The sequence below is a fragment of the Paenibacillus sp. XY044 genome, assembly GCF_002257645.1.
GTDB lineage: Bacteria > Bacillota > Bacilli > Paenibacillales > Paenibacillaceae > Paenibacillus_AQ.
Window position 1 is genome coordinate 25219 of record NZ_NQMO01000004.1, and the last position, 12662, is coordinate 37880.

A 12662-nucleotide genomic window follows, 5' to 3' on the forward strand; every position below is an offset into this window, starting at 1 on the left:
CTTGCTTGTGCCCGTGGATCGATTCAGGATATGAATACTTTACCCGCTTAAAATAGAGGCGGAGCATCTGACAAAGGAGTGTCGTGGGAGTGTCTGAGGCTTATAAAAATGCCGGTGTAGATATCGCGGCAGGGAATGAAGCGGTAGAACGGATGAAGAAGCACGTGAAACGGACGTTCCGTCCGGAAGTGATGACCGATCTTGGCGGCTTCGGAGCGCTGTTCGGCCTGAACAAGGACAAATATGAGGAGCCCGTGCTCGTTTCCGGAACGGACGGGGTCGGCACCAAGCTGAAAATCGCCTTCGCCATGGATCGCCATGACACGATCGGGATCGATGCGGTGGCCATGTGTGTCAACGACATCGTGGTGCAGGGCGCGGAGCCGCTGTTTTTCCTCGACTACTTGGCATGCGACAAAGTCGTGCCGGAGAAGATTGAAGCGATCGTGGCCGGCATCGCCGAGGGCTGCCATCAGTCCGGCTGCGCGCTGATCGGCGGCGAAACCGCCGAGATGCCTGGCATGTACGCCGAAGGCGAATACGATATCGCCGGCTTTACGGTTGGCGTTGTAGATAAAAGCAAAATCATCAACGGCGCGGCCATCACCCCTGGCGATACGGTCATCGGCATCGCGTCGAGCGGCGTGCACAGCAACGGCTTCTCCCTGGTGCGCAAGCTTCTGCTCGAGCAGTCCGGCTACAGCCTGCACGATGAAATCCCTGAACTTGGCAGCAAGCTGGGCGACGTCCTGCTGACGCCGACCAAGATCTATGTGAAACCTCTGCTGGCTCTGCTGGAAAAGGTCAACGTGAAAGGCATGGCGCATATCACTGGCGGCGGCTTCATCGAGAACATTCCGCGCATGCTGCCTGCGAACGTCAACGTGGATATTCGTTACGGTTCCTGGCCGATCCTGCCGATCTTTGAACTGATGCAGAGCAAGGGCAGCATTGCCAACCGCGATATGTTCACCACGTTCAACATGGGCATCGGGCTTGTCCTTGTCGTCAGCGAAGGCGATGCACAGCAGGCACTGGAGCTGCTCAAGGCGAATGGCGAGGAAGCGTACATCATCGGGTCGGTAACGCCTGGCGAATCGGTTGTGACCTTTACGGGAGCCGATGTCTAATGAGCGGTTACCGGGTTGCTGTGTTTGCTTCCGGCACGGGAAGCAATTTTCAGGCATTGGCCGAAGCGGCCGCTGAGGGAAGGCTCGGCGGCGCGACGGTGGAGCTGCTCGTCTGCGACAAACCGGCGGCCCCTGTCGTCGGCCGGGCGGAGCGCCTGGGCATTCCCACGCATCTGTTCGTTCCCAAACAGTACGGATCGCGCGAGGAATATGAGGCGGAAATCGTCGCCAAGCTCGAGGAATTGGACATCGACCTTGTCGTGCTGGCAGGTTACATGCGTCTGCTGACTTCCGTGATCGTCGACAAATATGCGGGACGCCTGATCAACATTCATCCGTCGCTGCTCCCGGCATTTCCCGGGACAAACGCGATCGGACAAGCGCTGGACTATGGCGTCAAGCTGAGCGGTGTAACCGTGCATTTTGTGGACGGCGGCATGGATACCGGACCGATTATCGCCCAGCGGGCGATCGAGGTGGCCGAGCATGAGACGGAGGAGTCCTTTGCGCAGGCGGTGCACGCTGTGGAACGCGCTCTGTATCCGCAGGTTGTTGCTCTTTTTGCCCAGGGGAGAGTCAAGCTGGATGGCCGGAAGGTCACGCTGCTTAAGGGATAATACCTGACGTTGTTGTTGGATGGTTACAGAGATACAGAAGATAAGGGGATAAAGGGACAGCCGCCGCGCGTCCGACATGAATGGCGGCGGCTGCCAGCGGCTTTTCGTTTAATATAAGTTGATTAAAGAATAGGATGCAGGGCAAAGGAGTAGAACGATTCCGAACATCCATTTCAATAGTTCAACTTATATAAGAAATGATAAATTTCGATGTTCACGCAAAGGACCTGACCGTTATCGGAGCAAAAGGTGCGCTTTGTGGAGGGATTTGACGGTTTTGTCGGCTCGGCCCGCTTCCGGCGGATGCCGGGTAATCTTTTCGATATTTCTCGGGAAATAAATGAGCTTCGAGCGAAAGTTATCGTTTTTACACATAAAGGAGGAGCATATCGTGAGTATTAAAAGAGCGCTGGTCAGCGTATCGGATAAGAAGGGCATCGTGGATTTTTGCCGCGAGCTGTCTGCATTGGGCGTGGAAATCATTTCGACAGGGGGCACCAAAAGCCTGCTGGCACAGGAAGGCGTACCGGTCATCGGCATTTCCGAAGTGACCGGGTTTCCGGAAATTTTGGATGGACGCGTAAAGACGCTGCATCCCGCGGTACACAGCGGCCTTCTGGCTGTCCGTGACAGCGAAGAGCATCAGCAGCAGATGAAAGAGCTGGGCCTGGACTACATCGATCTGGTGGTCGTAAACCTGTATCCGTTCCAGGAGACGATTGCCAAACCGGACGTCACTTATGAAGATGCGATCGAAAATATCGACATCGGCGGTCCGACCATGCTTCGTTCGGCAGCCAAAAATCATGCGTTTGTCAGCGTGGTTGTCGATTCGGCCGACTACGGTACCGTGCTTGCGGAAATCCGCGAGAACGGAGATACGACGCTGGAGACGCGCAAACGGCTTGCAGCCAAAGTTTTCCGCCACACCGGCGCATACGATGCCCTCATTTCCGATTATTTGTCGAACGTAACAGGCGATCCTCTTCCTGAGCGTTTGACGGTCACTTACGAGAAGATCCAAGACCTTCGTTACGGCGAGAATCCGCACCAGAAAGCGGCGTTCTACCGCAAACCTCTCGCTCCATCCGGCACCATCACAACCGCCGAGCAGCTACACGGCAAGGAATTGTCGTACAACAACATCAACGACGCCAACGCGGCGCTGCAGATTGTCAAAGAATTCGACGAACCGGCTGTCGTGGCGGTCAAGCATATGAACCCTTGCGGCGTAGGCACAGGCGAAAGCATTTTGGAGGCCTATAAAAAAGCCTACAGCGCGGATCCGACCTCCATTTTCGGCGGCATCGTCGCGGCTAACCGCATCATCGACAGCGACACCGCGGCGCTGCTCAGCGAAATTTTCCTGGAAATTGTGCTGGCACCGGGCTTTACCGATGAGGCACTCGAAATTTTGACGAAGAAGAAGAACATCCGTCTGCTGAAAATGGGCGAATTCGGCTCCGCCAAGGAACGGAACAGCCAATTTGTCGTCACGTCGATCGACGGCGGCATGATCGTGCAGGAAAGCGACGTGCATTCGCTGGACGAAGCCGATCTGAAAGTCGTAACCGATCGTGCGCCTAGCGAAGAGGAGCTGAAGCAGCTGCTGTTCGGCTGGAAAGTCGTCAAGCACGTGAAGTCGAACGCGATCGTACTGGCCGCGGACAACATGACCGTTGGTGTAGGTGCGGGTCAGATGAACCGCGTCGGCTCCGCCAAAATCGCCATCGAGCAGGCGGGCGACAAAGCCAAGGGATCGGTGCTCGCATCCGATGCGTTCTTCCCGATGGGCGATACGCTGGAGCTGGCTGCGAAAGCCGGTATCACGGCGGTCATTCAGCCTGGAGGCTCCATTAAGGACGAGGAGTCGATTAAAGTCGCAAACGAATACGGTATTGCCATGGTGTTTACGGGCGTAAGGCATTTTAGACACTAAGATCATGTTTTGAAAAGTAAAAAGGGCTGAGATAGCCGCGTTTCAGAGGTTTGGGGGGAAGTTAAGGAAGGGCGACTGCAGCCGGGCTGTTTACGAAAGTCGCCGCCTGCTGCTGGTTCCCGTCAACAAAATCTCTGCTGAACGCGGCTGTCTGCTATAAAGGGTGTCGACATGATAACGCTAATGTTATAGGTTTCTCATGAAAAATTAACGTGCATAAACGAAGAAACGGGAGGCGGACATGGATATATTGGTGATTGGCGGCGGGGGCCGCGAGCATGCCATCGTGTGGGCGCTGCATAAGAGCCCGAAGGCGGGACGGATCTATTGTGCCCCGGGAAATGCAGGGATTGGGCAGATTGCCGAATGCGTGCCGATTCAGGTCAATGAATTCGACAAGCTGACGGACTTTGCTTTGACGAAAGAAGTGGGATTGGTCGTCGTCGGACCGGATGATCCGCTCGCGGACGGCATTGTGGATGCCTTTGAGGCGAAGAATATTCCGGTATTCGGACCGAACCGCAAGGCGGCTGAGATCGAAGGCAGCAAGACGTTCATGAAGGATCTGCTGCATAAGTACAACATTCCTACAGCGTCTTACCGCAAATTCGACAATTACGAAGAGGCGTCCGCTTATTTGCAGTCGCAGCAGGCGCCGATCGTTATTAAGGCGGACGGACTTGCCGCAGGGAAGGGCGTAACCGTGGCGTTTACGATGGAGGAGGCGGAAAAAGCGCTCCAGGACATCATGGTAGCCAAAGTATTCGGCGAATCCGGCGCTCAGGTCGTTATCGAGCATTTCCTGCAGGGGCAGGAAATGTCGATTCTGTCCTTTGTCGACGGGGAGACGGTGCGGCCGATGGCGGCTGCGCAGGACCATAAGCCGGTGTTTGACGGGGATAAGGGTCCGAACACGGGCGGCATGGGTACCTATTCGCCGCTGCCGCATGTAGACCCGGCCATCATTGAAGCCGCTGTCGAAAACATCATCAAGCCGACCGCCAAAGCGATGGTAGCCGAAGGCCGGCCGTTCCGCGGGGTGCTTTTCGCGGGGCTGATGATCCAGCCGGACGGCACGCCGACTACGATCGAATTCAACGCCCGTTTTGGCGACCCGGAGACCCAGGTTGTGCTGCCGCGGCTGAAGACGGATCTGCTCGACATTTTCCTGGCGGTCGTGAACGGCACGCTGGCGGACATCGACATCGAGTGGAGCGATGAAGCTGCCGTGTGCGTCGTGCTCGCTTCGGGCGGCTATCCCGCCTCGTATCCGAAGGGACTGCCGATCCAGGGGCTGGATCGGGTCGACGCGGCGGACGCCCTCGTGTTCCACGCGGGAACCGCAAAGAACGAGCAGGGCGAGTTCGTCACCAGCGGCGGCCGCGTGCTGGGCGTCGTCGGCCTGGGCGCCGACATCGCCGAAGCCCGCGCGAAGGCATATGCGCAGGCCGAGAAGATTACCTTCGAAGGCAAGCAAAACCGCACGGACATCGCCGCCAAGGCGTTGGTGAAGAGCGGGAAGTAAAGAAGTTGCCCGGTTTGTGCCGGGCTTACATGTATAGGGCGTTCCGAGGTCGATTCACGACCGAAGGGACGCCTTTTGTTGTGGGTGATGTAGTGGGCAGGTGACAGGGCGTGAGTTGATAAGTGGATGCAACTGGCTGGAGTAGTAGGTGCAGAATATGGTTAGTTTGGGGGAGAGCGGCCGAGTGGGTCGTATTTTGCGCCAACACATGCCGGCCTTGCTATTTTAATTCCCAGAATCACACTTTTTCCACACCCCCTTGCAAAAAATCTCAATATAATATATTATATATTTATAAATCTTAATTTTAAAATAAAATGAAATGCAGAAGAGATTTGATCTTCGTAAGCGCAGCAGAAGAGCGTGAAGTAATTGAACATATTTCGCCGGACACTCAGGTCCGTGCATTGGGAGGCGTACAATGATGAGTATGAAGCATATTTTTGTTCAGGGAAGTCGGCCGGAGGCACCCGTTGTGGTTCTACTTCACGGAACGGGTGGGAATGAGCGGGATTTGCTCCCGATCGCAGAAATGATTGCACCCGGAGCTTCTGTGCTTGGTGTGCGGGGAAATGTCCTGGAACATGGCATGCCGCGTTTCTTCCGGCGTTTGGCCGAAGGGGTGTTCGACGAGGAAGATTTGGTTGCGCGGACGCATGAACTGAAGGCGTTTTTGGATGAGGCGGCAGCGCAGTACTCGCTCGACCGGAACCGGATGGTGGCCTTAGGCTTCTCCAACGGCGCCAACATAGCCGCAAGCCTGCTGTTCCATTACAGCGACGCCCTGCAGGGAGCGGTTCTGCTGCATCCGATGGTTCCGCTGCGCGGGAAAGAACTGCCTGATCTCAGCGGCGTTCCGGTATTTATCGGGGCGGGGACGAATGATCCGCTGTGCTCCATCAATGAAACCGAGGAGCTCAATTCGCTGCTGTCCGGCGCTGGTGCGGACACGGAGCTGAATTGGGAGAATTACGGACATCAGCTCAGCAAGCTGGAGATTGATGCGGCGACCGCCTGGTTTGCGAAAAATTTTAACGAACACGCATAAAGTATCGATAGGGTTAGCCATCTGAATGGTTCTGCGTGGCAGGACTGCACATGAGATGACTGGCTGACATTAAGGAAAAGGCTGCGCGGGACTCATCCCGGCAGTCTTTTTTTGCTGCGTTGGAAATTCCGTTTTCCCTTACTCCTCCGGAAACTCCCAAGCGGGATTCCAGACGATTTCCCACAAGTGCCCGTCAGGGTCCTGGAAATAACCTGAGTACCCTCCCCAGAACGTATCGTGTGCGGGCGAGGTGATCGTGGCTCCGGCCTGACGCGCCTGTTCCATCACCTGATCGACCTCTTCCTTGCTGGTAACGTTGTGACCGATCGTAAACTCCGCACTGCTGGGGGCGGTACGTTCAATTTTGGCGTCGTGGACGAGATCGATCCTTTTCCAGACAGCCAGCTTCAAGCCGGCCTGAAGGTCGAAAAACGCGACGGCGCCGTGCTCAAATTCTGTTCCGACAATGCCTTCCGTGGGCAGCCCCAGGCCATCCCGGTAAAAGGACAGCGCTCTTTCCAAATCGTCTACTCCCAGGGTCAAGACGGATATTCTTGGCTTCATAATAAAACGTCCTCCTTCTTTTAATAAAGTGTGTTATGCATCTGCTTGTACTTTGATTATAGCAATGAATTGGTGACAGCTTGATTGTCATCATTTTTTCGCGAATGCGATTCAAATTAGATTCGTCCGGAGTGGGAGAACCTAAAGACTAGAACATGAATATATCTTTCTCAATCCATACATAACCAAACTTCAAGGAGTGAATACGATGAGCATTGCTGTGATTTACGGGGGCACGCGCCCAGACGGCAACACGGAGCTTCTGACCGAGCGGGTCGTCCGGGGATTTGCCGGTGTGGACCGGATCATGCTGAAAGAGTATACGGTTCAACCGATAGAGGATTACCGTCATACCGAACAGGGTTTTCAGGACGTGGGAGACGATTACAACGCGCTGATTGACCGCGTGCTTGCCGCGGATACCGTGATTTTTGCTACTCCGGTGTATTGGTACGGCATGTCGGGCCATATGAAAAATTTTATCGACCGTTGGTCCCAAACGCTTAGGGATGATAAGCGCCCGCATTTCCGGGAGTCGATGAAGTCCAAAACCGCTTACGTTATTGCGGTCGGAGGTGACGATCCGCTGCTGAAAGGACTGCCGCTGATCCAGCAGTTTCAGTATATTTTCGGCTTCTTCGGAACGAAGTTTGGGGGCTATATCCTGGGCCAGGGAAACCGGCCGGGGGCGGTTGCCGATGATACCGCGTCGATCAAGCTGGCGGATGAGTTCCGGGAGCGTCTGATCCGACAGGTGCAGGAATAAGGTAGTAAATTATAATTTACAATTTGCATAACTTGTGGTATATCCTGCCGTATGCTAAGATAACAATAAATAAGGAGCAGCCGGCCCAGGCTACTCCCTAGCACAAACATCTTGAGTGGGATTTCCCTCCAGGATCAAGCTTGACCTTGAAAAGTAACCCACTTAGGTGCCGACCTTAAGAGTGGGTTACTTTCGTTTATCGATGTAAGTGAGTAACGCTACCAGGAAAATCCCGAAGGTTAGTACTTCACCAAACGAAATGTTCATTCGCATCACCTCCTTTCGGAGGGTGCGCCCATTCAAGGTGTGTTTGTACAACCCATATTATACCATAGGGGAAGCTAATTCGAGCTCCCTACTTAATCAAGTATCATTGGAGTAAACATAACGTATACCCTGAGAATAAAAGACTTAGAAAAGGCCCATTTAAGGTGGGCTTTTTTTTAACCATGAAATTAATAAGAAAATTTGCTTACCCATCAAAACAAAAAAACATTCATCAATCATGATAGAGAGATCCTCAAGGTGTATAGGCCATCAGTTGCCCCAGTCACCAACTTCCTAGCTGTTCCGTGCTATCTACGGCCTTGATATTGACAGTGTAGTACGGTTGTACTAAATTTATTAGTACAGACGTACGAAACTTTGGGATTTGCAAAGCAGGTGATTTCCTATAGGAGGCATGGTAGTCCATGGAACAATCGAAGAGAAGGCAGCAAATCGTAGAGGTCGCGATCCATACGATTGCTGAGCTTGGTTATGCTCAAGCTTCGGTGGGACAAATCGTCAAGCGCGCCTGCGTAAGCAAAGGCGTGTTCACGTACCACTTTGCGAGCAAGGATGAGCTGATGGAGCAAATTGTCCATGAGGTCTTCGAGACCGCAGCACGCTTCATGTCTCCGCAAATGGAGGGGCAAACGGCTCCAAACGATATGCTGAAGGCTTATATCGAGTCGAACCTGGAATTTATGGGCGCGCACCGCGATTACATCGTGGCTTTGACGGAAATCGTCACGAATGCGCGTACGCCGGACGGAAAGCTTCGGTTTGGAGGAACCTCGGATGACTCGATCCTGGAGCCTCTTATCGAAATATTGCAATGGGGGCAGGAGACCGGGGAGTTCAAGACGTTAACCGAACGGTCTGCACAGGTGACCGCAGCGGCGATCCGCAGCGCTATTGACGGCGTCGCGAACCAACTGCTCGTGAATCCCGGCCTGGACCTTGCGGAATACGCGGCAGAACTGGCCGCCCTGTTTCTGTCGGCCGTCCGCCGCCCCTCCCATCCATCGGATTTCTCAGTGGAAGGAGGAGAGAAGTCATGAAACGGATCGATCGGAGAGCGGCGAAGGCACGAAGAATGGAAGGGTGGATCGCAAGCGCGATAAGTGTCATGCTGGTCATTGCAGCGGTTTGGCTGACGGCAGCTTACGACTGGCCTGTATGGATTGCGGGATGGAGCGCGGTCATCGTCCTGCTGTACATCGTGCTTGAACTGGCGGTGCTGCCCGGTTTGCTGTACCGTTCTTGGCGATATGAGATTACGGAAAGGAACGTTGAGCTGAATCACGGCATATGGATTCGCAGGAAGACGTTGATCCCGATGGTGCGTATTCAGCATGTGGACTCCAAGCAAGGGCCGATCCAGAAGATCTATGGACTATCCACCGTCACGTTCTCTACCGCAGCCGGCAGCCATCGCATTCCTGCACTGTCAGAGCAAGAAGCTGAAAACATCCGCAAGCAGATTTCGGATTGGGCAGGGGGGACGGATGGTGAGCTCTAATCCAAGACCCTCGGTGGCCAACAGACGGCTGCATCCCGTATCCGTTCTGTATTTCCTGATTCATTCCGGGAAAGAGCTGGCTGGCCTGCTGCCTTTGATCCCGTTCTGTATTTTTCTGATCCATCGCGTATTTGGAAAAGAGATCGACCGCATCGTGCTGACGGTTTGCGTTATTGTGGCGGCTGCGATCATGCTGGTTGTCTTCGCCTGCCTGCGCTGGCGCCGCTTTATGTACCGGGTGGAGGATGGCGTCCTATATATTGAACACGGGTTGTGGGTCCGCCGAAAAATATGGATCACTAGGGAACGCATCCAATCCCTTGATGTAACGGTCAGCCTGTATGATCGAATCTTCGGTCTCGTTCGCTTGGAAATGGAGACGTCCGGGGGAGATGAGGAGCCTGAGGCCGTGCTCAGCTCGATTTCCGCAGCGGAAGCGGTACGCATTCAGCGTGAGATGGGCATGGCGGAACCCGAAGCGCTGACCGAAATACCCGGCGATTCCCCCGTCCATAACGAACGCTCGCATGCCGTTCCCCTTAACAGCATGCGGCTGTCACTGGGCCAAACGCTGATCCTAAGTACAACGAGCGGCAAATTCGCGGTTCTTTGGATGGTGATCGTGGGGGGAGGCTTGAAACTGTGGGATGAATGGGTGAGAGATACCCCGATATGGGATCAGCTGTCCCCGCGGCTGTTGGTCCTCGGGATTCCGGGGCTCGTCGTCATCCTGGCGCTCCTCTCCTGGCTGCTCGCGTTTGCGGCTGCCTTCTTATTTGAATCCGGTTTTCAGGTTGAGACCGAGGGCCGTACGTTGACCATCGAGCGGGGCATTTTGGAAAAGAAAAGAACCGTCATCAAGCCGCATCGGATCCAGGCGGTCCGCATCACGCAAAACCCGCTGCACAAGCTGTTCGGCAGAGCCTCGGTTCGAATGGTCATCGCAGGAAGCTCGGATGAGGATAAAAAAGTCGTCGATTTGTTTCCGCTGGTCCGTTATGATGAGCTTCCCATGCGGCTCGAAGCATTTCTGCCCGGCTTCCGCCTGCCGAAGACCTGGAGCCGGGTCGGTCGTCAATCCTACCGTTCCTACACCGTGTTACCCGTCCTGATCTGTATATTACTGGCGGCAGCGGTCTGGTTGTTCGTGCCCGGCGTCTGGCGGTGGCTTGCATGGGTTCTTCCCTTCCTTGCCTGGGGAGTATCATCATTGGAATACCGGAAGGCGGCCTGGAGCCGGGAGGAGAACCAGCTTCATATCCGTTATGGGAGCTTTTCCGAGAAAGTCGTTCTGATCCCGATCTCCAAGGTACAGTGGCACAAAACCTCACAAACTCCTTTCCAGGCGGGGAAAGAGCTTGCCACGCTGAAAGTGGCGGTAGCATCCGGTAAATCCGGCGAAAAAATCTCGCTGCGGCATGCCTCTGCCGCGGATGTTCACATGATCACCGATTGGCTTTCTGGAAAATAGCATCTGATAGCCTTTCCGCCGCGCAGCGATGGGAAGGCTTTTTTTGCTACCAAACTCATTTTTGGCGCAAATAGGGAAAACCGCCATCAAAAATGGGCCCCTGCCGGAAGAGAGCCCCTTGAAAAAAAGCCGCAAAAGCGTTACGTTACTGAGTAATATAAAAACGTCTATCCTATCATGTTCAGAAGACAGGCCGTATATAGGGAAGTCTTTTTCAGCGGGCAGGTCTTTTCCATACGAAAAAGCGGCAGAACGCGGGCGCCATCCAGCACGACAGGACGATTCGAGGCGTTATCACCGCAGATCAGCCCCGAAGAAGAGGTCTTCCATGTAAAAAGAGGGTTAGCGGAGTGAGGAGAGAACAAGAGATGAATGATACTGGAAGGGAAACGCAGGCACCGTCTTCAGCTGGAGCCGAAGGAGTCACCGTCATGAACGCTGAGGGAGGAAGCGCGGCAGACAAGCCCCGTACCGTCAGCATGGAGGATATCGTCCGTGCGCATCACGTGCTGCGGGAGGTCATCGTGCGGACGCCGCTGCAGCGGGATCCGGTCCTGTCGGCGAAATACGAATGCAGCGTGTTTTTGAAACGGGAGGATCTGCAGGTCGTGCGTTCCTTCAAGATCCGCGGGGCCTACAATATGATCCGCAGCCTGTCGCCTGAGGAGATGGCGAATGGCATCGTGTGCGCGAGTGCGGGTAACCATGCGCAGGGGGTGGCTTTTTCCTGCCATGCGCTGAATATAAAGGGAAAAATCTATATGCCGAGCACGACCCCGAACCAGAAGGTGAAGCAGGTCAAGCGCTTTGGCGGCAGCAACGTGGAAGTCATTTTGACCGGGGACACGTTCGACGATGCCTACGAAGAGGCGATCAAGGCGTGCGACCGGGAGGGCATGACGTTTATCCATCCGTTTGACGAGCCTAAGATCATTGCGGGCAACGGCACGATTGCGATGGAAGTGATGGAAAGCCTGGATTCGGCTGCAGACCATGTGTTCGTCACGATCGGCGGCGGCGGTCTGGCGGCAGGCGTGGCGACGTACATCAAGACGGTCAGCCCGGCGACCAAGGTGATCGGCGTCGAGCCGGAAGGCGCGGCATCGATGAGCGAGGCGCTGGCCCGGAAAGGCGTTATCACGCTGGACGAGATCGACAAGTTCGTCGACGGAGCGGCTGTGAAACGGGTGGGCGATACCCCGTACGACATCTGCTCCCGCCTGCTGGACGATGTGGTCAAAGTGCCGGAAGGTAAAGCCTGCACGGCCATCCTGGAGCTGTACAACGAAAATGCGATCGTCGTCGAGCCCGCAGGCTCGCTGCCGGTAGCGGCGCTGGACCTGTACCGGGACGAAATCCGCGGCAAAACGGTCGTCTGCATCATCAGCGGCGGCAACAACGATATTGACCGGATGCAGGAAATCAAGGAGCGCTCGCTGATGTACGAAGGCATCAAGCACTATTTTATGATCAATTTCCCGCAGCGTTCCGGCGCGCTCCGCGAATTTCTGGAAGACGTGCTCGGACCGGGCGACGACATCACCAACTTTGAATATACGAAAAAGCATAACAAAGAGAACGGACCGGCGCTCGTCGGCATCGAGCTGAACAGCCGCGAGGATTATGAGCCGCTTATTGAGCGCATGAACCGGAAAGGGCTTAAATTTACCGAGCTCAACAAGGATTCCAACCTCTACAACATGCTGATTTAATAGGATCTAATAAAACGGAGACCCTGCATCAACAGGTCCCCATAGACTGGACACGTAGGGAAGTGTTTAAGCTATGGGGGCCTCTTTGTATACCGGTATAAGCA

General features: G+C 54.8%; 11 protein-coding genes. 10 read left to right on the top strand and 1 reads right to left on the bottom strand.

All coding sequences use genetic code 11. The annotated features are described in order from the left end of the window. Window positions 1-89 precede the first annotated feature (89 nt). The 5 genes from purM (at window position 90) to CJP46_RS17635 (ending at window position 6259) form a co-directional block, all read left to right on the top strand. Window positions 90-1130 carry a phosphoribosylformylglycinamidine cyclo-ligase gene (purM, locus tag CJP46_RS17615; protein ID WP_094596950.1) on the top strand — a complete coding sequence of 347 codons (1041 nt, stop codon included), beginning with the start codon at window positions 90-92 and terminating at the stop codon, window positions 1128-1130. Beyond that, a complete protein-coding gene (gene purN / locus CJP46_RS17620; protein WP_094596951.1) occupies window positions 1130-1747 on the top strand; it encodes a phosphoribosylglycinamide formyltransferase in 618 nt (205 codons plus the stop codon). Before purM ends, purN begins: the two co-directional genes overlap by 1 nt. A gap of 391 nt (window positions 1748-2138) precedes the next feature. Next, window positions 2139-3686: a bifunctional phosphoribosylaminoimidazolecarboxamide formyltransferase/IMP cyclohydrolase gene (purH, locus tag CJP46_RS17625; RefSeq protein ID WP_094596952.1), complete on the top strand. Its 1548-nt coding sequence runs from the start codon at window positions 2139-2141 to the stop codon at window positions 3684-3686. A 241-nt stretch (window positions 3687-3927) separates the two neighbouring features. Beyond that, window positions 3928-5211, top strand: coding sequence for a phosphoribosylamine--glycine ligase (gene purD / locus CJP46_RS17630; protein WP_094596953.1), 1284 nt, complete (start codon window positions 3928-3930; stop codon window positions 5209-5211). A 430-nt stretch (window positions 5212-5641) separates the two neighbouring features. After that, the gene (locus CJP46_RS17635; protein WP_483874441.1) at window positions 5642-6259 is read left to right on the top strand and encodes an alpha/beta hydrolase; all 618 of its coding nucleotides are present in this window, start codon (window positions 5642-5644) and stop codon (window positions 6257-6259) included. A gap of 138 nt (window positions 6260-6397) precedes the next feature. Here the strand turns inward: CJP46_RS17635 and CJP46_RS17640 are convergent, their stop codons facing one another. After that, entirely contained in the window at window positions 6398-6823 is a 426-nt protein-coding gene (locus CJP46_RS17640; protein ID WP_094596955.1) for a VOC family protein, read from the bottom strand. A gap of 208 nt (window positions 6824-7031) precedes the next feature. Between CJP46_RS17640 and CJP46_RS17645 the strand changes: the two genes are divergently transcribed. The 5 genes from CJP46_RS17645 (at window position 7032) to ilvA (ending at window position 12558) form a co-directional block, all read left to right on the top strand. Next, entirely contained in the window at window positions 7032-7589 is a 558-nt protein-coding gene (locus tag CJP46_RS17645; RefSeq protein WP_094596956.1) for a flavodoxin family protein, read from the top strand. 692 nt (window positions 7590-8281) lie between these two features. Beyond that, window positions 8282-8914, top strand: a complete 633-nt coding sequence (locus tag CJP46_RS17650; RefSeq protein ID WP_094596957.1) for a TetR/AcrR family transcriptional regulator — start codon at window positions 8282-8284, stop codon at window positions 8912-8914. Beyond that, complete coding sequence (locus tag CJP46_RS17655; protein WP_094597365.1) at window positions 8911-9375, top strand: PH domain-containing protein; 465 nt, start codon at window positions 8911-8913, stop codon at window positions 9373-9375. The genes CJP46_RS17650 and CJP46_RS17655 overlap by 4 nt, the downstream gene beginning before the upstream one ends. Continuing rightward, window positions 9362-10846, top strand: a complete 1485-nt coding sequence (locus tag CJP46_RS17660) for a PH domain-containing protein (protein ID WP_179281205.1) — start codon at window positions 9362-9364, stop codon at window positions 10844-10846. The genes CJP46_RS17655 and CJP46_RS17660 overlap by 14 nt, the downstream gene beginning before the upstream one ends. A gap of 431 nt (window positions 10847-11277) precedes the next feature. Next, window positions 11278-12558, top strand: a complete 1281-nt coding sequence (ilvA, locus tag CJP46_RS17665; protein ID WP_094597366.1) for a threonine ammonia-lyase IlvA — start codon at window positions 11278-11280, stop codon at window positions 12556-12558. Window positions 12559-12662 lie beyond the last annotated feature (104 nt).